Raw genomic sequence first — 23,265 nt, forward strand, 5'->3', positions numbered from 1 at the left:
GCGTAATTTCCGGCGTAACACGAAGTTCGCCGAGTCGTGGGCCGGAGGTCCTCGCTTGTTTTCGGGTGGGCACCAACATACGTTTGATGACAGTGCAGCCGGTCTCATGGAAATCAGTCGATGACGCTCCGTTGAACGACGACACGCTGGCCCAGCTCGACCGCTGGTGGCGTGCCGCGAATTACCTGTCGGTGGGCCAGATCTATCTGCTCGACAATCCCCTGCTGCGCACTCCGCTGAGCCGCGAGGACGTCAAGCCGCGGCTGCTCGGACACTGGGGCACCACCCCCGGATTGAACTTCATCTACGCCCACCTCAACCGCGTCATCAAGGCTCGGGGCCAGTCGACGATCTACCTCACCGGACCTGGCCACGGCGGTCCAGGGCTGGTCGCGAACGCCTACTTGGAGGGCACCTACAGCGAGATCTACCCCGACATCAGTAGCGACGCAGAGGGACTGCGCCGGCTGTTCCGGCAATTCTCGTTTCCCGGCGGTATCCCGTCACACGTCGCACCGGAAACCCCCGGCTCGATCCACGAGGGTGGGGAGCTGGGGTATGTGCTCTCGCACGCGTACGGCGCGGCCTTCGACAATCCCGACCTGCTGGTGACCGCCGTGATCGGCGACGGCGAAGCGGAAACCGGCGCACTGGCCACCGGCTGGCACTCGAACAAGTTCCTGAATCCGGCCAAAGATGGTGTGGTGCTTCCCATCCTGCACTTGAACGGCTACAAGATCGCCAATCCGACCGTGCTCGCACGTATCCCGGAAGACGAGCTGCGGGCACTGATGATCGGCTACGGCCACACGCCGTTCTTTTTCGAAGTGGCCGACGGCGACACCGATCACGAGGACGCGCACCGGCGGTTCGCCACCCTGCTCGATGAGGTGATGGACGAGATCGTCCGCATCAAAACCGTTGCGCTGGAAGAATATCCCGATCAGATGCAGCGGCCCGCCTGGCCGATGATCGTGTTCCGCACCCCCAAGGGATGGACCGGACCGGCATACATCGACGGCAAGAAGACCACCGGGTCATGGCGCGCACATCAGGTTCCGCTGGCCAATGCCCGCGATACACCCGAGCATCTGCAGGTGCTCAACGACTGGCTGGCGTCCTACCGGGCCGAAGAACTGTTCGACGACGACGGCAGGCTGCTCCCCTCGATCGCTGAACTGGCGCCCGAAGGCCGCCTCCGGATGAGCGACAACCCGCATGCCAACGGCGGACTGCTGCTGAGAGATTTGCGACTGCCCGACTTCCGCGATTTCGCCGTCGACGTGCCGGTGCCGTGCGGCAGCGTCTCCGAAGCTCCGCGGGTGCTGGGCCAATGGCTGACGGAAGTGATCCGGCAGAACCCCGACAACTTCCGCGTCTTCGGCCCGGACGAGACCGCCTCGAACCGGCTGCAAGCGGTGTTCGAGGTGACCGACAAACAGTGGAACGCCGAGTTCATCGCACCCGAGGTCGACGAGCACTTGGCGCGCGCCGGCCGGGTGATGGAGATGCTCTCCGAACACCAGTGCCAGGGCTGGCTCGAAGGCTATCTGCTGACGGGCCGGCACGGTCTGTTCAACTGCTACGAGGCGTTCATCCACATCATCGACTCGATGTTCAACCAGCACGCCAAGTGGCTCAAGGTCACCAATCACATTCCCTGGCGCCGTCCCATCGCGAGCCTCAATTACCTACTGTCCAGCCATGTCTGGCGCCAGGACCACAACGGGTTCTCACATCAGGACCCGGGGTTCATCGACCACGTCGTGAACAAGAGCGCAGACGTCGTGCGGGTCTACCTGCCGCCGGACGCCAACACCCTGTTGTCGGTGTATGACCACTGCCTGCGGTCTCGCCAGTACGTCAACGTCGTGGTCTCGGGCAAGCAGCCGGCACCCAATTTCCTCACCATGGATCAGGCGATTGCGCACTGCACTCGCGGTGTGGGTATCTGGGAATGGGCAGGCAACGAGGTGCTCGGTTCCGATCCCGACGTGGTGATCGCAGCGGCGGGCGATGTGCCGACTCTCGAGGCGCTGGCGGCGGTAGACCTCTTGCGTACTCACCTGCCAGACCTCAAGGTCAGGTTCGTCAACGTCGTCGACCTCATGCGGCTGCAGGACGATTCCGAGCATCCACACGGACTGTCCCACCGCGATTTCGACACCATCTTCACTGCCGACAAGCCGATAATCTTCGCCTACCACGGCTACCCCTGGCTGATTCACCGGCTGACCTACCGTCGGACCGGCCACGAGAACCTGCACGTCCGCGGTTACAAGGAAGAGGGCACCACGACGACGCCGTTCGACATGGTGATGCTCAACGACCTCGACCGCTACCACCTGGTTATCGACGTCATCGATCGGGTGCCCGAGCTCGGGTCGACGTGCGCGACGCTACGACAGCAGATGGTCGACGCCCGGCTGGCCGCACGCCAGTACACCCGCGAGCACGGCGACGACGTGCCCGCCGTACGTGACTGGGTCTGGCCCGCGGCACGCCGCTCCGGCGACACGGCAGCCGTCGACGCCACTGCGGCAACGGGCGGGGACAACGAATAAAACAGAAGGGCCTTCCCGACAAGCGGGAAGGCCCTTCTGTTGCGTTACCGGCTATTCGGAAGCAGTCGCCGCGGCCTCGGCCAAGTCGGCCGATTCCTTCGGCCGACCGACGAACGTGAACTTCGCGTCCTCGGTGTTGTTGCTCTCGCCGTCCCAGTTCTCGACGTCGACGGTGACCAGCTGACCGGGGCCGACCTCCTCGAAGAGAATCTTCTCGGAGAGCTGGTCCTCGATCTCGCGCTGGATGGTGCGACGCAGCGGTCGCGCACCGAGCACCGGATCGAAGCCGCGCTTGGCCAGCAGTGCCTTGGCCTTCGGCGTCAGCTCCATCTCCATGTCCTTGGCCTTGAGCTGCTTGCCGACCCGGCCGATCATCAGCTCGACCATCTGAACGATCTCTTCCTGCGTCAGCTGGTGGAACACGATGATGTCGTCGATACGGTTCAGGAACTCCGGGCGGAAGTGCTTCTTCAGCTCGTCGTGCACCTTGAGCTTCATCCGCTCGTAGTTGTTCTCGCCGCCACCCGAAGTGAAGCCGAGGCCAACTGCCTTGCTGATGTCGCTGGTGCCGAGGTTCGAGGTGAAGATCAGCACGGTGTTCTTGAAGTCGACGGTGCGACCCTGACCGTCGGTCAGGCGGCCGTCTTCGAGGACCTGCAGGAGGCTGTTGTAGATCTCCTGGTGGGCCTTCTCGATCTCGTCGAACAGCACCACGCTGAACGGCTTGCGGCGCACCTTCTCGGTGAGCTGGCCGCCCTCTTCGTAGCCGACGTAGCCCGGAGGGGCACCGAACAGCCGCGACGCGGTGAAGCGATCGTGGAACTCGCCCATGTCGATCTGGATGAGCGCGTCGTCGTCGCCGAACAGGAACTCGGCCAGCGCCTTCGACAGCTCGGTCTTACCGACACCGGACGGGCCGGCGAAGATGAACGAGCCCGAGGGACGCTTCGGGTCCTTCAGACCGGCGCGGGTACGCCGGATGGCCTTCGAGACGGCCTTGACGGCGTCGACCTGGCCGATGATCCGCTTGTGCAGCTCATCCTCCATGCGCAGCAGGCGCGTGGTCTCGGCCTCGGTCAGCTTGAAGACCGGGATGCCGGTCCAGTTGCCCAGGACCTCGGCGATCTGCTCGTCGTCGACCTCGGCGACCACGTCGAGGTCACCCGAACGCCACTGCTTCTCCCGCTCGGCGCGCTGCGCGACCAAGGTCTTCTCCGAGTCGCGCAGCCGGGCTGCCTTCTCGAAGTCCTGCGCGTCGATGGCCGATTCCTTCTCCCGGCGGGCATCGGCGATCTTCTCGTCGAACTCGCGCAGGTCTGGCGGAGCGGTCATCCGGCGGATGCGCATGCGGGCACCGGCCTCGTCGATCAGGTCGATGGCCTTGTCCGGCAGGAACCGGTCGTTGATGTAGCGGTCGGCCAGCGTCGCGGCAGCGACCAGCGCACCGTCGGTGATGGAGACGCGGTGGTGCGCCTCGTAGCGGTCGCGCAGACCCTTGAGGATCTCGATGGTGTGCTCGACGGTCGGCTCGCCCACCTGCACCGGCTGGAACCGGCGCTCCAGGGCGGCGTCCTTCTCGATGTACTTGCGGTACTCGTCGAGGGTGGTCGCACCGATGGTCTGCAGCTCGCCACGGGCCAACTTCGGCTTGAGGATGCTCGCCGCGTCGATGGCACCTTCGGCGGCACCCGCACCGACGAGCGTGTGCAGCTCGTCGATGAACAGGATGATGTCGCCGCGGGTGTTGATCTCCTTGAGCACCTTCTTCAGGCGCTCTTCGAAGTCACCGCGGTAGCGGCTGCCGGCGACCAGCGAACCCAGGTCCAGCGTGTAGAGCTGCTTGTCCTTGAGGGTCTCGGGAACCTCGCCGTGCACGATGGCCTGAGCCAGGCCCTCGACGACGGCGGTCTTACCGACGCCGGGCTCACCGATCAGCACCGGGTTGTTCTTGGTGCGGCGGCTCAGCACCTGCATGACCCGCTCGATTTCCTTCTCGCGGCCGATGACCGGATCGAGCTTGCCCTCGGCGGCGGCGGCGGTCAGGTTGCGGCCGAACTGGTCGAGAACCAACGACGTGGAAGGATTGCCGGTTTCCCCTCCCCGCCCACCGGTACCGGCTTCGGCGGTCTCCTTGCCCTGGTAGCCCGACAGCAGCTGGATGACCTGCTGACGCACACGGGTCAGCTCAGCACCCAGCTTCACGAGCACCTGCGCCGCGACGCCCTCACCCTCACGGATGAGGCCGAGCAGGATGTGCTCGGTGCCGATGTAGTTGTGGCCGAGCTGCAGCGCCTCGCGCAGCGACAGCTCGAGCACCTTCTTGGCGCGCGGGGTGAACGGGATGTGGCCCGACGGCGCCTGCTGGCCCTGGCCGATGATCTCTTCGACCTGGCTCCGCACGCCTTCGAGCGAGATCCCCAGTGATTCCAGCGACTTGGCGGCTACGCCCTCGCCCTCATGAATGAGGCCAAGCAGGATGTGCTCGGTGCCGATGTAGTTGTGGTTGAGCATCCGGGCTTCTTCTTGAGCCAGGACGACGACCCGACGGGCCCGGTCGGTGAATCTCTCAAACATCGGTGTTACCTGCTCTCCCTCGTAGCCGCAGCTCCTGCCGCGTCACTTCGCGTGTCGCGACGCTGTGCGCCTACCGTCCACTCTAATGGGCGGCGACCCTGCGTGCCCTGCGGTATCCCCTACTCGCAAGGCCCGATCAGCGCTGTGAAAAAGCCAACGCGCAGCGGTTATGAATCGTTTCCCGGATCGGCTCGCCGACGCTACGCCGAAAGCGAACAGAAAACCGGGGGCAACACTGAATTACGTTGCCCGCAGACTCAGGTCGCGGCGTGGAACGCGTCGATGATCTCCGCCGGAATGCGACCCCGGCTGGAGACATTGTGGCCGTTACGGCGCGCCCATTCCCGGATGGCAGCGCTCTGCTCACGGTCGATCGAAGCGCGGCCACGCCCGGAGGTACCGGCGCTGGCGCGGCCGCGACGGCGACCACCGACCCGGCGGCCGGCCTCGACCCATTTCTTCAAATCATTCCGAAGCTTCGTGGCGTTCTTGGTGGTGAGGTCGATCTCGTAGTTCACCCCGTCGAGGGCAAATTCGACCGTCTCATCCGCCGCACCTTCGCCGTCGAAATCGTCGACGAGCGTGACAGTCACTTTCTTTGCCATCGGCCCACACTAACCCTTCTGCCTCGATAAAAACGCAGAATCGATTCTGCCAGAACAATGCTGGCATAGCACGGAATTCCTTCAACAAGTCCTGGGTTACGCAGTGTTCAGTCGGCCTGGCGGCGAACAATCGGGAACAAAACCGTGTCTCTAATCGTCAACCCCGTCAACGCCATCAGCAAGCGGTCGAGTCCCATTCCTGTTCCGGTGGTCGGCGGCATCGCATACTCCAATGCGATAAGGAAATCCTCATCAAGTCGCATTGCCTCGTCGTCACCGGCAGCGGCGGCACGAGCCTGGGCCTCGAAACGCTCGCGCTGAATAACCGGATCGATCAACTCCGAATATCCCGTGGCCAGCTCGAACTTCCGGACATACAGATCCCATTTTTCTGTAACGCCCGGAATAGTGCGGTGGGCCCGAGTCAACGGCGTGGTCTCCACCGGGAAATCCCGGACGAAGGTCGGCGCCCAAAGACGATCACCGACGGTGTGCTCCCACAGTTCCTCGATCAATTTCCCGTGGCCGTATCCGCGGTCCCGCGGAATCTCGGCACCCAGTCGTTCGGCGACCTTCCACAGGTACTCGACAGAAGTATCGGGAGTGATCTCCTCGCCCAGGGCTTCGGACAACGACGGATACATTTCGATGGTCGCCCATTCACCATCGAGGTCATAGGTGGAGCCGTCCGGCAGGGGCACCATTCGAGTCCCAATGGCCTCGTCTGCGACCTCCTGAATAAGCTCACGCGTCACAATCGCGGAATCGTCATATGTGCCGTAGGCCTGATATGTCTCCAACATCGCGAATTCCGGTGAATGCGTGGAATCGGCACCCTCGTTACGAAAGTTCCGATTGAGCTCGAAAACCTTCTCGAAACCACCGACCAGGCAGCGCTTCAGGAACAACTCCGGTGCGATGCGGAGGTACAGATCCGCATCGAGCGCGTTCGAGTGCGTGATGAATGGGCGCGCCGCGGCGCCACCGGGCAGCGTCTGCAGCATCGGAGTCTCGACTTCCAGAAAGCCGCGGCGCTCGAGTGCCGAACGCAATGCCCGCACGACCGCAATACGCTGCCGGGCGACATTGCGGGCTTCCGGGCGCACGATCAGGTCGACGTAACGCTGCCGGACCCGGGTCTCTTCATTCAATTCCTTGTGCGCGACAGGAAGCGGCCGCAGAGCCTTCGACACTATTTGCCAGTTCTGGGCAAGCACAGACAATTCGCCGCGCCGGGAACTGATGACCTCGCCCTCGACGAACACGATGTCGCCCAGGTCCACGTCGGACTTCCAGGCGTCGAGCGACTCCTGGCCCACCTTGTCCAGGCTCAGCATGGCTTGCAGCTGGGTGCCGTCGCCCTCCTGGAGCGTCGCGAAGCACAGCTTGCCCGAGTTCCGGGCGAACACGACGCGGCCGGCGACGCCGACGATGTCGCCGGTGGCGGTGTCCGCGGCGAGCTCCGGATAGGCCGCCCTGAGCTCAGCGAGGGTGTGAGTGCGTGGCACCTCGACCGGATACGGGTCGCGCCCCTCGGCCAGCAGCCGCTCACGCTTGGCCTGGCGGATGCGGAACTGCTCGGGAATGTCGGGGCTGTCGGCTTCGCTCACGAAATGCCAGCTTAAATGAAGGCCATGGCCACCAGTTTGGAGCAGTCCACCGTCGATGCGCTGGACCACGAGCCGATCGACTGGAAATACAAGGGCCTGCCGTCCTCCTGGTGGGGTCAGACCCCTGCCCAGGTGTGCCGTCGGCGCCCCAGCCTGTTCGACGACGGCGCCGTATCACCGGTGTGCACGCTGCGCACCCAGCCGCTGGTGCACAACATGGTCACCATGGCGCGCTGGTGCCGGCGGCGGGGCGTGCAGCTCGCGCCACACGGCAAGACCCATATGTCTCCGCAGCTGCTGGCCCGTCAGCTCGGCGCCGGCGCGGTGGCCGTCACCGCCGCCACCATCAGCCAGGTCCGGGTGTTCCGGGCCTTCGGGGTCCGCCGGATCATCCTGGCCAACCAACTTGTCGACGTCACCGGGCTGCGCTGGCTGGCCGCCGAGCTGGACGCCAATCCCGATTTCGAGCTGACGTGCTGGGTGGACTCGGTCCGCGGTGTGCAGCTGATGACGTCCGCGCTGACAGGCCGGCGCCGCCAGGTGGACGTGTGCGTCGAAGTCGGCCAGCCGGGTGGCCGCACGGGCTGCCGCGACGCCGAGACCGTGGACGCGGTGGCGCGCGCGGTGGTCAACTCGGACCGGCTGCGGCTGGTCGGTGTCGCCGGATACGAAGCGGCCACCGGCCATGAGGTCAGCGACGCCGCGGTGGCTGCCGTCTCCGGGTACCTGCACACCGTGCGCGAAGCAGCAATTCGGCTGCGTCCGCTGTTCGAGACGGACGAGATTCTGGTGACCGCCGGCGGCAGCACCTACTTCGACCTGGTCGCCGACATCTTGACCGGCTGGCCCGACGGCATGTCGGTGCACACCGTGGTGCGCAGCGGCTGCTACCTGACGCACGACGACGGCCTCTACGCCCGGACGTCGCCGCTGGGCCGCACCGAAAACGGCCACCTGCAGCCTGCACTGAGTGTGTGGGCACAGGTGCTATCCCGGCCCGAACCCGACCTCGCCATCGTGGGAATGGGCCGCCGGGACGTGTCGTTCGACCAGGACCTGCCCATGCCGTACGGGCGGCCCGACAGTCGCGTCGAGAAGCTCAACGACCAGCACGCCTATCTGCGGCTGGCGCCGGCCGACCAGAGTCTGGGTGTCGGCGACTGGCTCGAGTTCGGGATCTCGCACCCCTGCACGGTGTTCGACAAGTGGCAGCTGATCCCGGTGCTCGACGCCGGCCACCGGGTGGTGGAACTGGTCCGCACCTTCTTCTAGGCGCGCGTCTAGGAGCGGCGGGAGTTGCGCTGGTTGCGCTCGAAGACCATGCGCAGGCCGTCGAGGGTGAGGTGCTTGTCGTAGTGCTGCACGGTACGCAGGTCGGGCAGCACCAGTTGCGCGGTGTGCCCGGTGGCGACCACGGTCACGTTGTGGCCGTCGGAACCGCGCAAGTCCTCGAGGTCTTCACGCACCCGGTTCACCAAACCATCCACCAGGGCGGCGAAGCCGAACACCGCACCGGCCTGCATGCACTCGACGGTGTTCTTGCCGATCACCGACCGGGGCCGGGTCAGCTCGACCCGGCGCAGCGCCGCAGAACGCGCTGCCGCGGCATCCGAGGACACCTGGACACCCGGCGCGATGGCGCCGCCGAGAAATTCACCCTTGGCCGAGACGACGTCGACGCAGATCGAGGATCCGAAGTCGACGACGATGGCCGCCGTACCGTATTTGTGATATGCCGCAAGGCAATTGACGATCCGGTCGGCCCCGACCTCTTTGGGGTTGTCGACCAGCAGCGGGATGCCGGTGCGCACACCCGGCTCGATCAGGACGTGCGGCACCTTCGGCCAGTACTGGTCCAGCATCACCCGGATTTCGTGCAGCACCGATGGCACCGTCGACAAACCGGTTGCGCCGAGCAGGTTTTCGGCATCGTCACCGATCAGGCCGTCGATGGTCAGCGCGAGCTCGTCGGCCGTCACTTCCGACTCGGTGCGAATCCGCCAGTTCTGCACCACCTTTGCGTGATCTCCAGAGCCCGAGATCAACCCGACGATGGTGTGGGTGTTGCGGACATCGATTGCCAGCAGCACCGGCGTTACCGCGGCGAGAGCAGGCCGTCGACACCGTCCGGGACGTGCGCGGCGTCGTGCGAGAAGTCGATCTGCTGGTTCTGCGCGTCGACGAAGATCACATTCGGCTGGTACGTGCGGGCCTCGGCGTCGTCCATGGTGGCGTAGGCGATCAGGATCACCAGGTCACCCGGGTGGATGAGATGCGCTGCGGCACCGTTGATCCCGATGATGCCGGTCCCGCGCTCGCCGGTGATGGCGTAAGTGACCAGCCGGTTTCCGTTGTCGATGTCGACGATGGTGACCTGCTCGCCCTCGAGGATGTCGGCGGCGTCCATCAGATCGGCGTCGATGGTCACCGAGCCGACGTAGTGCAGGTCCGCCTGCGTCACCGTGGCGCGGTGAATCTTGGACTTCAGCATGGTGCGAAACATCAATTCCTCCAAGGTAATTCGTGGCTACCGTCCTGGTCGGCGGCAGACCCCACGTTGGGGTGACCGTCGATCCCTGCGGATGCGCCGATATCGATGGCGATGTTGTCCAACAATCTGGTCTTGCCGAGCCGGCCGACCACCAGCATGCGGGCCGGCCCCGTTACCGGTGCCGGACCCAGCCAGGGGTCCCGGACCTCCAGATAGTCGACGTCGATGGCGGGAACCTCGTCGAGGACCGCCCGGGCCGCATCGAGTGCGGCGGCCGCGCCATGCGGCGCGGAGTACTTGCCGGCCAACAGGGCCGCGGACAGCGCCCCGGCCTGCTCCCGCTGTTCAGGGTCCAGGTAGCGGTTGCGCGACGACATGGCCAGACCGTCGTTCTCGCGCACGATCGGTACCGCCTGGACGCGCACGTCGAGATTGAGGTCGTCGACCATCTGACGCACGAGAACCAGCTGCTGATAGTCCTTTTCGCCGAAGAACGCGCGGTCGGGGCGCACGATGTTCAGCAGCTTGAGCACCACCGTCAACATGCCGGCGAAATGCGTCGGGCGGGAGCCGCCCTCCAGCTCGGCGCCCAGCGGGCCCGGCATGACCGTGGTGCGCTGACCGCCCGGGTACATGTCAGCCGCGCTGGGCGCGAAGACGATGTCGACGTCCTCACCCCGCAGCAGCTCGATGTCGGCGTCCAGGGTGCGCGGGTAGGCGTTCAGGTCCTCGCCCGCACCGAACTGCAGGGGGTTGACGAAGATCGACACCACCACGACAGCGCCGGGCACCTTCTTGGCGGACCGCACCAGCTCCAGGTGGCCGTCGTGCAGCGCACCCATGGTCGGTACGAGCATCACTCGCCGTCCGGATGAGCGCAGCACCCGCGACACGTCCGACACGTCGGTCGGACGGGTGTAGAGGTTCAGCTCGCCCGCGGTGAACTTCGGCGGCCTGCGATCGGTCACTGCGCTCTCCCAGAGTCGTTCAATACGGCGAAAACCTCATCGGGCGCGTGGGCCCGTTGCGCGGTACGCCGCGACATGGCCCGATATGCCTGCGCCAGTTCATGATTCGTCTCTTCGAGGGCACCCAGATGCGCGGCGACGGCGGCGCCGTCACCGCGGGCCACCGGGCCCGTCAGCGCGCTCTGTCCACGCTGCAGCGCGTTCTCCAGGGAGGCCCGGGCCAGCGGCGCGAGAATACGTTCGGCGATGCCGGCCGGGTCGCCCGTGACCAGCTCCTGGCCGAGCAGTTCCTGACCGGCCAGCGCACCGCGCAGGGCTTCGACGGCGTCGAGGACGACGGTGATGACGTGATTGCCGGCGTGTGCCAAGGCCGCGTGGTAGAGCGTGCGGGCGTCTTCGCGAACCCGGAACGGTTCGCCGCCGATCTCGAGAACAAGGGACTGCGCGATGGCGTAGCCGATGTCGTCGGCCGCGGTGATGCCGAAACAGCATTCGGAGAGACGGCTCACATCTTCGTCCGCACCCGTAAACGTCATGGCCGGGTGGATGGCCAGCGGGATACAGCCCTGCTCGGTCAGCGGCGCCAGCACCGCGATGCCGTTGGCCCCCGAGGTGTGTACGACGATGGTGCCGGGACGGACGGAGCCGGTGGCCGCCAGGCCGGCGACGACCGACGTCAGCTCCGCGTCCGGAACGGCCAGCAACAGGAGTTCGGCCTTGGCGGCGACATCGTGGGCGGGCAGCACCTCAGTGTCGGGCAGTCGCCGTTCGGCACGGCCGCGGGACGCATGGGAGATCGCGCTGCAGGCGACGACGACGTGGTCGGCGCGCTCCAGCGCAACACCCAGCGCACTGCCGACCCGCCCCGCGGAAATGATTCCGACAGTGAGCCGGGCCGGACGCAGTCCGTCGAGCTGCTTCATTGCAGCGACCTCACAATTGGTGGTTACTCCTCGTTCCGGTCCTGCCTGGCAGGTACCGGACGGTCACCGCAGAGCGTAGCTCAGTCCTCGCGGCGACGTCGACGGCCGCCGCCACTGGGGTTGGCCTGCAGACGCGCCAGCAATTCGGCCGCCGGCTGCCCGCCAACGTGCTGACCTGCGGGTTCATCCTCGGGCTCGGCGCGGCGCCGACGGCCGGATGTGACAGGGGTCTCTGCTGCGGGCGGTTCCATGCCCGGTTCCGTGGGAGCGCCGTGGCGGCCCCGGCGCGGCGGTTCGGGGGCCGGCTCGGGCGCCGGCGGGACGACCGGCAGGGTCATGGTCGGTTCGGGGCCGCGGTCCTGGACCGGCGGGGCCGGCGGGGCCGGCGGGGCCGGCGGGGCCGGCGGCTGCACCGGTTCCGGCGTCGCGGCTGCTGCCCAGTTGCTGCCGGGCTGACCGGCCGGGATCCACTGGCCCTCGGCCGGGGACGGCTGCCAGTCCGACGGCGCCGGCTGCGGGGGGAAACGGTGCGCGCCGCCGAATGGCGGCTGCGGCGGCGGGGGCGGCGGTGCCCACGGGTCGGGCGGCACATGCGGCTCCGCCGCCACGTCGATGATGGGACTCTCTTCGGTGTTCGGCTCCGACATCAGGTCCAGCCGATCTTCGGTGTCGATCCGGCTGGCGACCACCCGGCCGACCGGCGCGGCCTGCCCGCTGCGGTCGGTCTCGAGCGCCGGACGGTGCACCAGGTCAGTGTCGAAGTAGAACTCGAGGTTGGCGCGCAGCGCGGCCAACTCGGCGCGCAGCGCCGCGACCTCGTCGGCCGACTGGGCGCGCAGCTCGGAGGCCAGCTCACGGCGCAGGTGCGATTCCAGCGACAGTTCGTATTCGCGCCGCGCCGCGATCTCGCGGTCCAGCTGCAGGTCGTAGACGAGCTTGAGGTCGCGGGCGCGGGCCTGGTCCAGATCAGCCTGGCGCCGGTATACGAACGACGCGAACGCCGCCGCCACCGCGGCCCACAAGGCAATGACCACAGCCAGTTTCAGCAACTCGACCTGATCGGTGAACACGAGTGCGGAGCTCGCGACGATGGCCAGCACCAACAATGCCGTCAGCAGCAACCAACCCGGCCTGCGGTTTGCACGCCTGCCGCGCGCCGCCCGGGTCGGATCGATCATGCGCTGACTGTACCGTTTTGCGTTCCCATCGCAGGTCGCCCGTAGCGGCGATTCCCCACATCCCCGCCGGATCGTTACTTATTCGGTTGCGCTGTCAGACTTCTCCGGCGGCTCGAGCGGGGCGCGGCAGCAATGCTGCAACCACATGCCCGCCACCAGGAGAGCCAGCGCACTGACGGCCGCGACCGTGGCGCCCGGGAAGTCGGCTGCGGCCACCCGCACCACACCCCGTCGTGGGATCACGTAGCCGAGCACGCCGAGCCACCAGCCGAGGGCCAGTGCACCGACCCAGGCCGACGCCTTGGCCACCACCACCGACCGGGCAACCGCCAGCGGGTGGATCCGGCCGGCCCCCACCCCGACGGCGCCATCCCTGATCTTGGCCCGCAGGTAGAAGGCCCAGCCCGCTTCGGCGGCGGCAAAAGCCAACAGCGACAACCCCGTCCACACCGTGATCGGCGGAAACCAGCGGTATACCAGGATCACCAGTAGGTACGCGGCGATCGTCGCCAGTGCCGTGCCGATGGCCAGGTCGCGTTTGCGGGTCGGTCCCATCAGGGCACCAGCGCCAGGTCGGTGCGGCGCACTCCATCGCGTTCCCCGGCATCGAGCGCGGCCAGCAGACGGGCGACCGGCACAGGTCGCCCGTCCACGGTCAGCGCCGCGTCGGGATCGGTGGCCAGCCACGGCACCAGCACGAAGGCGCGTTGATGCGCCAGTGGGTGCGGCAGCGTCAACACCGGATCGGCGGAGCGCACTTCGACATCGCCGTCGTGACAGCTGACGATGTCGACGTCGAGAGTGCGTGGACCCCAACGCCGTTCGCGGACCCGTTCCGCGGCGCTCTCGAACTCGTGCGCCCGGCGCAACCAGCCCGGGCCGTCGAGGCCGGGGGCGTCGGCCAGCAGCACGGCGTTCAGGAACGGCCCCTGCTCGACGCCGCCCCAGGCATCGGTCTCGTAGACCGGCGAGATCGCCCGCACGGCATCACCCAATCCGGAGACCACCGATTGCAGTTGGGCGAGCCGGTCGCCCAGGTTGGAGCCGATGGAGAGGACCACGGTCGTCACCCTCTGCCGCCCCGCCTGGACCTGCGCGCCACGACCGCAACGTCGTTGAACGTCAACGGGATCGGGGCACTGGGCTTGTGCAGCACCACCTCGACGGCGTGGACACGCTGGTCGTTCATCACCGAATCGGCGATCTCGGCGGACACCGTCTCGATCAGATTCCGCGGCGGCCCGGCGATGATGTCCGCGGCCTGCTGGGCCAGCGCACCGTAGTCGAGGGTGTCCGACAACTCGTCGCTCAACGCGGCGGCGGCCAGGTCGATCCACACGGTGATGTCGACGACGAAGTCCTGCCCGTCGCGGCGCTCATGGTCGAAGACGCCGTGGTGCCCGCGAACGGTCAAGCCCCGCAATTCGATTCGATCAGCCACGCAAGCCCTCCCAGGCCGAGACCACCTTCACCGCATCCACCGACGCCTGCACATCATGCACCCGGACCCCCCACACACCGTGCTGCGCGGCCAGCGCCGAGATGACCGCCGTCGCCGTCTCCCGGCCGTCGGGCTCACGCGGTGTGCCGTCGGCATCCGCGAGCAGGGTGCCGAGGAATCGCTTGCGCGACGCCCCGACCAGCACCGGAATCCCGGTGGCTACCAGCTCGGGCAGCGCCCGCAGCAGCGCCCAGTTGTGCCCCGCCGACTTGGCGAAGCCCAGACCCGGGTCGATGATCACGTTGCCCGGCTCCACCCCCGCTGCGACGGCGTCGTCGACGGCGGCGAGCAGTTCGGCCCGCACGTCGGCCACCACATCGGAGTACTCCGGAATCCGGTGCGGCTGGTCGGCGTCGACCTCCCGCCAGTGCATCAGCACCCACGGCACCTGCGCGTCGGCCAGCAGCGGGGCCATGTTCGGGTCGGCCCGCCCGCCGGACACGTCGTTGACGAGGTGGACGCCGCATGCCAGGGCGGCCTCGGCCACGTCAGCGTGCATGGTGTCGACGCTGACCGTGATGCCATGCGCGACAAGCTCTTTGATCACCGGCAGCACGCGGCCGCGCTCGACCTCGGGATCCAGCCGGGCCGCGCCGGGCCGGGTGGACTCGCCGCCGACGTCGATGATCTGCGCCCCCTGGGCCGCCAGCGTCAGGCCGTGCGCGATCGCGCGATCGTGGTCGAGGAAGCGTCCGCCGTCGGAGAACGAGTCGGCCGTCACGTTGACGACGCCCATGACCTGCGTACTGAGCGAACTCACTTCCGCAGGATCAGATCCAGCGCCTCGGCCCGCGACGACGCGGAGGTCTTGAACTGGCCGCGCACCGCCGACGTGGTGGTCACCGCGCCGGGCTTGCGGACCCCGCGCATCGCCATGCACAGGTGCTCGGCCTCGATCACCACGATGGCGCCCTGTGGGTTCAGCTTGCGCATCAGGGCGTCGGCGACCTGGCCGGTCAGCCGCTCCTGCACCTGCGGCCGCTTGGCGTACAGATCGACCAGCCGCGCGATCTTGGACAGGCCGGTCACCCGGCCGTCCTCACCCGGGATGTACCCGACGTGCGCGACACCGTGGAACGACACCAGGTGGTGCTCGCAGGTCGAGTACATCGGGATGTCCTTGACCAGCACGAGCTCGTCGTGCCCCTCGTCGAAGGTGGTGTCGAGGACGGAGTCGGGATCGGTGTACAGGCCGCCGAAGATCTCCTCGAAGGCGCGGGCAACGCGGCCGGGGGTGTCCCGCAAGCCGTCGCGGTCCGGGTCCTCGCCCACTGCCAGCAGCAGCTCACGCACCGCGGCCTCGGCTCGATCGTGATCGAACTTCGGGACGGTGAGCGTGGCCGAATGGATCTGCGACCGCGTCATCTATGCGCCTACTCGTCGTTGGGTTTGGCCGGCGGCGGTGCCGGTTGCTGCGGATACGGCTGATAGCCCTGCGGCGGACCGGGCTGACCCCAGCCCGGCTGCGGGTACCACTGGCCCTGCTGTGCATGGTGGCCGTGCTGAGGCGGTCCCTGCGGCGGCCAGCCCGGGGCCTGCCAGCCCGCGGGTGCACCGTAGTTCGGCTGGGTCTGGCCATGCTGCGGCTGACCGTTCGGGGCAGCGTGCGCGCCGTTGGTGCCGTTCACGCCCGCCGCAGCCTGACTGGCCGCGGCGATGGCAGCCTTGAACGCCGGCTCCTCGACCGGCGGCGGCCACGGCTCGCCGCGCTCGATGGCCAGCTCGCCGGGCGTCTTGATGGGTGGTTTCTCCGACGGAACCCGGCCGCCGAAGTCGTCGAACAAGGTCAGCCGGGGGCGCTTCTCTACGTCGACCAGGATGCGCTCCAGGTCGGGACGGTGCAGCGTCTCCTTCTCGAGCAGCTCGCCGGCGAGGGTGTCGAGCACATCGCGGTAATGGGTGAGCACATCCCAGGCCTCGGTGTGTGCGGCCTCGATGAGCTTGCGCACCTCGTCATCGATGAGCTGCGCGACCTCATGGCTGTAGTCGGCCTGCGTGCCCATGGTGCGCCCCAGGAACGGGTCACCATGCTCGGTGCCGTAGCGGACCGCGCCCAGCCTGGCGCTCATGCCGAACTCGGTGACCATGGCGCGGGCGATCTTGGTGGCGTTCTCGATATCGGACACCGCACCGGTGGTGGGCTCGCGGAAGATCAGTTCTTCCGCGGCGCGTCCGCCGATGGCCATCACCAGACGGGCGATCAGTTCGGAGCGGGTCTGCATGCCCTTGTCGTCCTCGGGCACCGCAACAGCGTGGCCGCCGGTACGGCCGCGAGCCAGGATCGTGACCTTGTACACCGGGTCAAGGTGCGGCATGGCCCAGCCGGCCAGGGTGTGCCCGGCCTCGTGGTAGGCGGTGATCTTCTTCTCGTGCTCGCTGATGATGCGGCCCTTGCGACGGGGCCCGCCGATCACCCGGTCGACGGCCTCTTCCAGCGCCGGTCCGGTGATCACCGTGGCGTTCTCGCGCGCGGTCAGCAGCGCGGCCTCGTTGATGACGTTGGCCAGGTCGGCGCCGGACATGCCGACGGTGCGCTTGGCCAGGCCGTCCAGGTCTGCGTCGGGCGCGATGGGCTTGCCGGCGGAGTGCACCCGCAGCACGGCCCTGCGACCGGCCAGGTCGGGCGCCGAGACCGGGATCTGACGGTCGAAGCGGCCCGGGCGCAGCAGGGCCGGGTCCAGGATGTCGGGCCGGTTGGTGGCGGCGATGAGGATGACGCCCTGGCGGTCGCCGAAGCCGTCCATCTCGACCAGCAGCTGGTTCAGCGTCTGCTCGCGCTCGTCGTGGCCGCCGCCCAGGCCGGCGCCGCGCTGGCGACCGACGGCGTCGATCTCGTCGACGAAGATGATGCAGGGGCTGTTCTGCTTGGCCTGCTCGAACAGGTCGCGCACGCGCGAGGCACCGACACCGACGAACATCTCGACGAAGTCCGAACCGGAGATGGTGAAGAACGGCACCCCGGCCTCGCCCGCGACGGCACGCGCCAGCAGCGTCTTACCGGTACCGGGCGGGCCGTAGAGCAGCACGCCCTTGGGGATTTTGGCACCGAGAGCCTGGTAGCGGCTCGGATTCTGCAGGAAGTCCTTGATCTCGTAGAGCTCTTCGACGGCCTCGTCCACGCCGGCGACGTCCGCGAACGTCGTCTTCGGCATGTCCTTGCCGAGCAGCTTCGCCTTCGACTTGCCGAAACCGAAGCCCATGCGGCCGCCGCCCTGCATCCGGGAGAACATGAAGAACAGGCCGACGAGCAGCAGCAGCGGCAGCAGGTAGATCAGCAGCGAGCTGAGGATGCTGCCCTGGTTGACGACCGTCTTGGTCTTCACGTTCTTGCCGTTGAGCGCGTCGAACAGCGGCACCGCGTAGCCCGTCGGGAACGACGTGATGATCTTGTTGCTGTTGTCGGTGTCCGGGCCAACGCTCTTCAGGTCCAGCCGGACCTGCTGCTCCCGGTCGTCGATCTGGGCGCCGGTGACGTTCCCGGCGTTGATCTGGGCGACCGCGACAGACGTGTCGACCTGGTGATAACCACGGGTGTCATCACTGAAATAGAAGAAAGACCAGCCCAGCAGCAACACGACCGCGACGACGGTCAGGGTGCGGATGACGTTTTTTCGTTTCATCGACATATTTCGGCCAGCGAATACTCGTCGGCCAGGTCCTTCCGATACACAGATGCGGGATAGTTCACAGGTTACCGCTATGCAAACGATCGGCAGTTCCCGGCAGTGGTACCTCTTTCCGGCCGGACGGCCGCTGTGCTTTGGTGGGACGGTGATCACGTCCACCAAACGGTTAGTCGAGACGGGCGGCGTGCACCTGCAGGTCACCGAAGCCGGGGACCGCGGCGCCCCCGTCGTCGTCCTGGCGCACGGCTTCCCGGAACTGGCGTACTCGTGGCGGCACCAGATTCCGGCGCTGGCCGCCGCCGGCTACCACGTGCTGGCCCCCGACCAACGGGGCTACGCCGGCTCGTCGCGCCCGCCGGCGATCGAGGACTACGACATCGTCCATCTCGCGGGAGATCTAGTGGGACTGCTCGACTCGGAAGTTGGCGGAGGCGCCGAGCGCGCGGTGTTCGTCGGACACGACTGGGGCTCGCCGGTGGTGTGCAACGTCGCGTTGCTGCACCCCGACCGGGTGCGGGCGGTGGCCACGCTGAGTGTGCCGCCGGTGCCGCGGGCGTCCGCACCGCCGACCGAGATCTGGCGCCGCCGGGTCGGCGACAACTACTTCTACATCTTGTATTTCCAGGAACCCGGGGTGGCCGACGCGGCGCTGGGACGCGATCCACGGAGCACGATGCGCCGCATGATCGCGGAGGAAGGCTTCGCCGCACCACCGGACTCGCTCGTCGGCACCCCACTGCCGCCGCTGCCGGACTGGCTCACCGAAGACGAATTCGAGCCATACGTAACGGCTTTCACGGAAAGCGGTTTCACCGGTCCGCTGAACTGGTACCGCAACTTCGACCGGAACTGGGAGCTGACGGCGACCACGCCCGCCCCGACCATCACGGTGCCGACCCTGTTCCTGGCCGGCAGCGCCGACCCGGTGCTGAGTTTCACCCCGCGCGACAGGGTCCGCGACGTCGTGACCGGCGACTACCGGGAGGTCATGATCCCCGGCGCCGGGCACTGGCTGCAGCAGGAGCGGCCCGACGAGGTCAACGCCGCCCTCATCGACTTCATCGAAGGACTGAAATGACGGTTCGCCCACTGGATTTCGGGGCTTTCATCACGCCGTTCCACCCTGTCGGCCAATCCCCCACCTCCGCACTGGAATACGATCTGGAACGCACCGTGCGCCTGGACCAGCTGGGCTACGACGAGGTGTGGTTCGGCGAACACCATTCCGGCGGTTACGAATTGATCGCCTGCCCCGAGGTGTTCATCGCGACCGCGGCCGAACGCACGAAGAACATCCGATTCGGCACCGGCGTGGTGTCGCTGCCGTATCACCATCCACTCATGGTCGCCGACCGTTGGGTGCTGCTCGACCACCTGACCCGCGGCCGGGTCATGTTCGGCACCGGCCCCGGCGCATTGCCGTCGGACGCCTACATGATGGGCATCGACCCGGTGCGCCAGCGGCCGATGATGCAGCAGTCCCTCGAGGCCATCCTGGCCTTGTTCCGGGCCGGTCCCGACGAACGGATCTCCCGGGAGACCGACTGGTTCACCCTGCGCGACGCCGCCCTGCACATCCGCCCGTATACCTGGCCCTATCCCGAAATATCCACGGCGGCAATGGTTTCCCCATCCGGACCCCGGCTGGCCGGGCAGTTGGGCACGTCGCTGCTGTCGCTGTCGATGTCGGTACCCGGCGGCTACGCCGCCCTCGAGACCACCTGGGACATCGTGTGCGACCAGGCCGCAAAGGCCGGGCGTCCCGAACCGGACCGGCGGAACTGGCGGGTCCTCGGCGTCGTCCACCTGGCCGACACCCGCGAGCAGGCCATCGAGGACTGCACGTACGGCCTGGAGGACTTCTCGAACTACTTCGGCGCGGCCGGCTTCGTCCCGCTGGGCAGCCAGACCGGCCCGGCGCCGACGTCGCGGCGATTCGTCGAAGACTATGCGGCCAAGGGCAATTGCTGCATCGGCACGCCCGCCGACGCCATCGGCTACATCCAGGACATGCTGGACCGGTCGGGCGGCTTCGGCACGTTCCTGATGCTCGGCCACGACTGGGCGCCCCCCGCGGCCACGATGCACTCGTACGAGTTGTTCGCCCGCGAGGTGATCCCGCACTTCAAGGGCCAGCTCACCGCGCCGCACGCCTCGCACGAATGGGCCAAGGGCATGCGCGACCAGTTGTTCGGCCGGGTCGGCGAAGCCGTCGTCAACGCGATCGCGGAGCACACCAACGAGTCCTGAGCGATCGGTACGGTGGACGTCATGCCATCTGCGACCCGACGCACCGCCGCCCTGACCCTCGCCGGACTCGCGATCACCGGAGCCGTCGGCGTCGCCGGCTGCGGTTCCGACTCCGATTCCACCGCCAAGCCGGAAAGCCGCCAGGTCACCGTCGTCGGCACCGGCAAGGTCCAGGGCACGCCGGACACGCTGAACGTCACCGCGTCCATCGAAGCCACCGCGCCGGACGTCACCGCCGCGATGAACCAAACCAGCAGCCGTCAGCAAGCGGTGCTCGACGCGCTGTCCGGGGCCGGCATCGACAAGAAGGACATCGCCACCAAGCAGGTCGAGCTGCAGCCCGACTACCGCGACTCCGTCATCACCGGCTACCGGGCCAGCAACACCATCGACATCAAGGTCCGCAAGCTCGACACCGCATCGCAGGTGCTGGCGAAGATCGTCGAGGCCGGTGGTAATTCCACCCGGATCAGCAATGTCGCCTACTCCATCGACGACGACTCGCAGCTGGTCAAGGATGCCCGTACCCGCGCATTCAACGACGCGAAGGACCGCGCCCAGCAGTACGCCCAGTTGTCCGGCCTGAACCTGGGCAAGGTGGTCTCGATCTCCGAAGCGACCGGCGGCACCACTCCGACACCCATGCCGGCCCCGAGGATGGCCATGGCCGAAGCCGTGCCGCTGTCCCCCGGCCAAAAGACCGTCAACTTCTCGGTGACGGTCATCTGGGACCTGGGCTAACCAGTCGGAGAAATCGCCGAAATCTCCACCGGAATCCCGTTCAGCACCGCGGTGCCGGACAACCGGTCCAGGTGGGTGCCGTCGTTGAGCTGGTTGACGTTGACGCCCGGGTGGCTGCTCGCGAGCTGCTGACCGGTGCCGCCACGGTTGTGGCCCCAGCCGTGCGGCAGCGACACCACGCCGCGCCGCATCACGTCGGTCACCTCGATCGGGGCCAGCAGTTCACCACCGGGACCCTTGATGATGGCGACGTCGGTGAGGCCCAGATCGGCGGCATCGTCGGGGTGAATCTGCAAGGTGCACCGGTTGGTTCCGCCGGACAGCGCGGGCAGGTTGTGCATCCAGCTGTTGTTCGAGCGCAGGTGACGGCGGCCGATGAGAAGAAAGCCCCCGGCCGAGCGGCTCAGCGCCTCTCGCAGCCGCGCCACGTCGGCAACGATCGGCTCCGGCGCGAGTTCGATTCGCCCGCTTGGGGTTCGGAGTACTTCGGGAATCCGCGGCCGCATCGCCCCCAGGTCGATGCCGTGCGGATTGGCCTTGAGCTTCTCGAGCGTCAGCCCGTCGGGCTTGGTGCCGAACGCATCGCCGTAGGGCCCGAGCCGCAGCATCATGTCCAGCCGGCGCTCATAGCCGGGGCCCGCGGGGAGCATGCCGGTGAGTTGGTCGACGTCGCGCCCGGCGACCGGCGAATCGGGATCTTGCGTCTCCTTGGCCAGCGTCGTGGCGATCACCTGTGCGTCGACGAGGGCCGGATCAGCTTGCGCCCCAATGCCGTACAACACCAATGCAATACGAGACAGAATCTCGGCCTCGTCGGGCCGGCCGGCGAGCGGGAGCACCGGCGGCGAGTAGCGAGCGTTGTTGCGCACCGCGAGATTGTTCAGCAGGACGTCGAAGTGGGGACTCTGCGATGGCGGGGGCGGCGGCAGGATGACGTCGGCGTGCCGCGTGGTCTCATTGAGATACGGGTCGACGGACAGCATGAATTCCACGCTGTCCAAAGCCTTGTCGAGCCGATCGCCGTCCGGCGCGGACAGCACCGGGTTGCCGGCGATGGTGATCATCGCCTTGATCTGGCCGTCGCCCGCGGTGTCGATCTCCTCGGCCAGCGCGGCCGCCGGCAGCTCGGACATCACTTCGGGGTAGCCCGAGACCCGGCTGGCCCACCGCCCGGTTCGGAACCCGCGGCCGGGCTTTGCCGGCCGCGGCGCCGGCACGGCTGCACCGAGCGGGAACATCACGCCGCCGGGCCGGTCCAGGTTGCCGGTGAGGACGTTGATCACGTCGACCAGCCAGCTGCCGATCGTGCCGAATTCGACTGTGGAGGTACCGATCCGGCCGTACACGGCCGCCGTCGGTGCCGCCGCGAGCTCACGGGCCAGTTGCCGAATCTCGGCGGCATCGATCCCGCAGGCCTGTTCGACCGCTTCCGGTGCGAAGTCGTCGGCCAGGGCCCGAACCTGCTCGACGCCCACGACGTGCTCGGCGTTCGTACCGAGGTCAACCAGCCCTTCGCCGAACAGCACGTGCACGACGGCAAGCAGTAGTGCCGCATCGGTTCCCGGGCGCGGGGCCAGGTGCCGGTCGGCGAGCTTGGCGGTCTGGGTGCGGGCCGGGTCGATGACCACGAGCTTGCCGCCGCGCTTCTTCAGCGCCCGCAGCTTGCCGGGGAAGTCGGCAGCGGTGGTCACGCTGCCGTTGGACACCAGCGGATTGGCGCCGATGATCACCAGGTAGTCCGTGCGATCGAGGTCAGGCACCGTGAACGCGCCCGGGCTGCCGAACATCAGGCCCAGCGCGACGTGTTTGGGCATCTGGTCCAGGGTGCTGGCGCTGAACACCTGGCGGGTGCCCAGACCTTTGACGATCAGCGGGGCATAAAGCGCCCCCGCGATGGTGTGCGCGTTCGGGTTACCCAGGTACACCCCCACCGACGCACCCCCGTGCGCGGCGAGCACCGCGCCGAGTCGCTCGGCGACAACGGCGTAGGCCTCGTCCCAGGTGGACTCGGTCAGCACGCCATCGCGACGCACGAGCGGGCGCGTCAGCCGGTCGGGGTCGTTGTCGAGTTCAGCGAAGCTGGCCCCCTTGGGGCAGATGAATCCCGCGCTGAAGACGTCGTCGTGGTCACCACGCGCGCCGGTCACGCGACCATCGTCGATGGTGAGGGTCAGGCCGCAGGTGGCTTCACAGAAGGGGCAGATCCGGAGTGCGGTGCTCATGCACGCGATTCT

Annotated in this window: 20 protein-coding genes; 5 read left to right on the forward strand and 15 right to left on the reverse strand. The window is 67.4% G+C overall.

All coding sequences use genetic code 11. The annotated features are described in order from the left end of the window. The first annotated feature begins 86 nt into the window (after positions 1-86). Complete coding sequence (locus AC3WTE_RS12705; RefSeq protein ID WP_492437893.1) at positions 87-2,564, forward strand: phosphoketolase family protein; 2,478 nt, start codon at positions 87-89, stop codon at positions 2,562-2,564. Between the two features lie 51 nt (positions 2,565-2,615). On the opposite strand, the gene clpC1 is transcribed toward AC3WTE_RS12705, so the two are convergent. From clpC1 to lysS, 3 genes are all read right to left on the reverse strand, one after another. Then, positions 2,616-5,138, reverse strand: coding sequence for an ATP-dependent protease ATP-binding subunit ClpC (clpC1, locus tag AC3WTE_RS12710; RefSeq protein ID WP_492437894.1), 2,523 nt, complete (start codon positions 5,136-5,138; stop codon positions 2,616-2,618). Positions 5,139-5,395: 257 nt separating this feature from the next. Next, positions 5,396-5,743: a histone-like nucleoid-structuring protein Lsr2 gene (gene lsr2 / locus AC3WTE_RS12715; RefSeq protein ID WP_455981001.1), complete on the reverse strand. Its 348-nt coding sequence runs from the start codon at positions 5,741-5,743 to the stop codon at positions 5,396-5,398. A gap of 107 nt (positions 5,744-5,850) precedes the next feature. Then, positions 5,851-7,353 (reverse strand): lysine--tRNA ligase, encoded by a 1,503-nt coding sequence (gene lysS, locus AC3WTE_RS12720; RefSeq protein WP_492437895.1) that lies wholly within the window; start codon positions 7,351-7,353, stop codon positions 5,851-5,853. Positions 7,354-7,377: 24 nt separating this feature from the next. Between lysS and AC3WTE_RS12725 the strand changes: the two genes are divergently transcribed. Further along, positions 7,378-8,625, forward strand: a complete 1,248-nt coding sequence (locus AC3WTE_RS12725) for an alanine racemase (protein WP_492437897.1) — start codon at positions 7,378-7,380, stop codon at positions 8,623-8,625. A gap of 8 nt (positions 8,626-8,633) precedes the next feature. Here the strand turns inward: AC3WTE_RS12725 and AC3WTE_RS12730 are convergent, their stop codons facing one another. The 11 genes from AC3WTE_RS12730 to ftsH all read right to left on the reverse strand — a co-directional run bounded on the left by AC3WTE_RS12730 (position 8,634) and on the right by ftsH (position 18,034). Continuing rightward, positions 8,634-9,443, reverse strand: coding sequence for a type III pantothenate kinase (locus AC3WTE_RS12730; RefSeq protein WP_492437899.1), 810 nt, complete (start codon positions 9,441-9,443; stop codon positions 8,634-8,636). Between the two features lie 5 nt (positions 9,444-9,448). Continuing rightward, the gene (gene panD, locus AC3WTE_RS12735; protein ID WP_459367156.1) at positions 9,449-9,856 is read right to left on the reverse strand and encodes an aspartate 1-decarboxylase; all 408 of its coding nucleotides are present in this window, start codon (positions 9,854-9,856) and stop codon (positions 9,449-9,451) included. Continuing rightward, the gene (gene panC / locus AC3WTE_RS12740; RefSeq protein WP_492437901.1) at positions 9,856-10,812 is read right to left on the reverse strand and encodes a pantoate--beta-alanine ligase; all 957 of its coding nucleotides are present in this window, start codon (positions 10,810-10,812) and stop codon (positions 9,856-9,858) included. Before panC ends, panD begins: the two co-directional genes overlap by 1 nt. After that, on the reverse strand, positions 10,809-11,735 hold the full coding sequence (locus AC3WTE_RS12745) for a Rossmann-like and DUF2520 domain-containing protein (protein ID WP_492437903.1): 927 nt from the start codon (positions 11,733-11,735) through the stop codon (positions 10,809-10,811). Before AC3WTE_RS12745 ends, panC begins: the two co-directional genes overlap by 4 nt. 80 nt (positions 11,736-11,815) lie before the next feature. Next, on the reverse strand, positions 11,816-12,913 hold the full coding sequence (locus AC3WTE_RS12750; RefSeq protein WP_492437905.1) for a DUF6779 domain-containing protein: 1,098 nt from the start codon (positions 12,911-12,913) through the stop codon (positions 11,816-11,818). Positions 12,914-12,991: 78 nt separating this feature from the next. Then, positions 12,992-13,468, reverse strand: coding sequence for a DUF3180 domain-containing protein (locus AC3WTE_RS12755; protein WP_492437907.1), 477 nt, complete (start codon positions 13,466-13,468; stop codon positions 12,992-12,994). Next, positions 13,468-13,983 (reverse strand): 2-amino-4-hydroxy-6-hydroxymethyldihydropteridine diphosphokinase, encoded by a 516-nt coding sequence (gene folK / locus AC3WTE_RS12760; protein ID WP_492437909.1) that lies wholly within the window; start codon positions 13,981-13,983, stop codon positions 13,468-13,470. The genes AC3WTE_RS12755 and folK overlap by 1 nt, the downstream gene beginning before the upstream one ends. Next, positions 13,980-14,354 (reverse strand): dihydroneopterin aldolase, encoded by a 375-nt coding sequence (gene folB, locus AC3WTE_RS12765; protein ID WP_459367162.1) that lies wholly within the window; start codon positions 14,352-14,354, stop codon positions 13,980-13,982. Before folB ends, folK begins: the two co-directional genes overlap by 4 nt. Then, a complete protein-coding gene (gene folP, locus AC3WTE_RS12770; protein ID WP_492438264.1) occupies positions 14,347-15,150 on the reverse strand; it encodes a dihydropteroate synthase in 804 nt (267 codons plus the stop codon). Before folP ends, folB begins: the two co-directional genes overlap by 8 nt. Positions 15,151-15,170: 20 nt before the next feature. Next, the gene (gene folE / locus AC3WTE_RS12775) at positions 15,171-15,779 is read right to left on the reverse strand and encodes a GTP cyclohydrolase I FolE (protein WP_492437911.1); all 609 of its coding nucleotides are present in this window, start codon (positions 15,777-15,779) and stop codon (positions 15,171-15,173) included. Between the two features lie 8 nt (positions 15,780-15,787). Next, the gene (gene ftsH, locus AC3WTE_RS12780; RefSeq protein WP_492437912.1) at positions 15,788-18,034 is read right to left on the reverse strand and encodes an ATP-dependent zinc metalloprotease FtsH; all 2,247 of its coding nucleotides are present in this window, start codon (positions 18,032-18,034) and stop codon (positions 15,788-15,790) included. Between the two features lie 151 nt (positions 18,035-18,185). Here ftsH and AC3WTE_RS12785 point away from each other — a divergent pair, with 151 nt between their 5' ends. Genes AC3WTE_RS12785 through AC3WTE_RS12795 form a run of 3 tightly spaced genes read left to right on the forward strand, consistent with a single transcriptional unit; the run spans position 18,186 to position 21,031 of the window. Then, positions 18,186-19,118, forward strand: coding sequence for an alpha/beta fold hydrolase (locus AC3WTE_RS12785; protein WP_492438265.1), 933 nt, complete (start codon positions 18,186-18,188; stop codon positions 19,116-19,118). Continuing rightward, positions 19,115-20,290: an LLM class flavin-dependent oxidoreductase gene (locus AC3WTE_RS12790; RefSeq protein ID WP_492437914.1), complete on the forward strand. Its 1,176-nt coding sequence runs from the start codon at positions 19,115-19,117 to the stop codon at positions 20,288-20,290. Before AC3WTE_RS12785 ends, AC3WTE_RS12790 begins: the two co-directional genes overlap by 4 nt. A 21-nt stretch (positions 20,291-20,311) precedes the next feature. Then, positions 20,312-21,031, forward strand: a complete 720-nt coding sequence (locus tag AC3WTE_RS12795; protein WP_492437916.1) for an SIMPL domain-containing protein — start codon at positions 20,312-20,314, stop codon at positions 21,029-21,031. On the opposite strand, the gene AC3WTE_RS12800 is transcribed toward AC3WTE_RS12795, so the two are convergent. Continuing rightward, positions 21,028-23,253 carry a molybdopterin-dependent oxidoreductase gene (locus AC3WTE_RS12800; RefSeq protein ID WP_492437918.1) on the reverse strand — a complete coding sequence of 742 codons (2,226 nt, stop codon included), beginning with the start codon at positions 23,251-23,253 and terminating at the stop codon, positions 21,028-21,030. The two genes, AC3WTE_RS12795 and AC3WTE_RS12800, sit on opposite strands and share 4 nt — an antisense overlap. Positions 23,254-23,265 lie beyond the last annotated feature (12 nt).

Source organism: Mycobacterium sp. FW102-FHT13B02, from assembly GCF_058790275.1.

What these genes read in the sequence shown, in the direction of transcription:
- AC3WTE_RS12705 (WP_492437893.1), top strand. Translation starts at nt 87, where the DNA reads ATGACAGTGCAGCCGGTCTCATGGAAATCAGTCGATGACGCTCCGTTG.
- clpC1 (WP_492437894.1), bottom strand. Translation starts at nt 5,138, where the DNA reads ATGTTTGAGAGATTCACCGACCGGGCCCGTCGGGTCGTCGTCCTGGCT.
- lsr2 (WP_455981001.1), bottom strand. Translation starts at nt 5,743, where the DNA reads ATGGCAAAGAAAGTGACTGTCACGCTCGTCGACGATTTCGACGGCGAA.
- AC3WTE_RS12725 (WP_492437897.1), top strand. Translation starts at nt 7,378, where the DNA reads ATGGCCACCAGTTTGGAGCAGTCCACCGTCGATGCGCTGGACCACGAG.
- panD (WP_459367156.1), bottom strand. Translation starts at nt 9,856, where the DNA reads ATGTTTCGCACCATGCTGAAGTCCAAGATTCACCGCGCCACGGTGACG.
- AC3WTE_RS12745 (WP_492437903.1), bottom strand. Translation starts at nt 11,735, where the DNA reads ATGAAGCAGCTCGACGGACTGCGTCCGGCCCGGCTCACTGTCGGAATC.
- AC3WTE_RS12750 (WP_492437905.1), bottom strand. Translation starts at nt 12,913, where the DNA reads ATGATCGATCCGACCCGGGCGGCGCGCGGCAGGCGTGCAAACCGCAGG.
- AC3WTE_RS12755 (WP_492437907.1), bottom strand. Translation starts at nt 13,468, where the DNA reads ATGGGACCGACCCGCAAACGCGACCTGGCCATCGGCACGGCACTGGCG.
- folP (WP_492438264.1), bottom strand. Translation starts at nt 15,150, where the DNA reads ATGGGCGTCGTCAACGTGACGGCCGACTCGTTCTCCGACGGCGGACGC.
- folE (WP_492437911.1), bottom strand. Translation starts at nt 15,779, where the DNA reads ATGACGCGGTCGCAGATCCATTCGGCCACGCTCACCGTCCCGAAGTTC.
- ftsH (WP_492437912.1), bottom strand. Translation starts at nt 18,034, where the DNA reads ATGAAACGAAAAAACGTCATCCGCACCCTGACCGTCGTCGCGGTCGTG.
- AC3WTE_RS12790 (WP_492437914.1), top strand. Translation starts at nt 19,115, where the DNA reads ATGACGGTTCGCCCACTGGATTTCGGGGCTTTCATCACGCCGTTCCAC.
- AC3WTE_RS12795 (WP_492437916.1), top strand. Translation starts at nt 20,312, where the DNA reads ATGCCATCTGCGACCCGACGCACCGCCGCCCTGACCCTCGCCGGACTC.
- AC3WTE_RS12800 (WP_492437918.1), bottom strand. Translation starts at nt 23,253, where the DNA reads ATGAGCACCGCACTCCGGATCTGCCCCTTCTGTGAAGCCACCTGCGGC.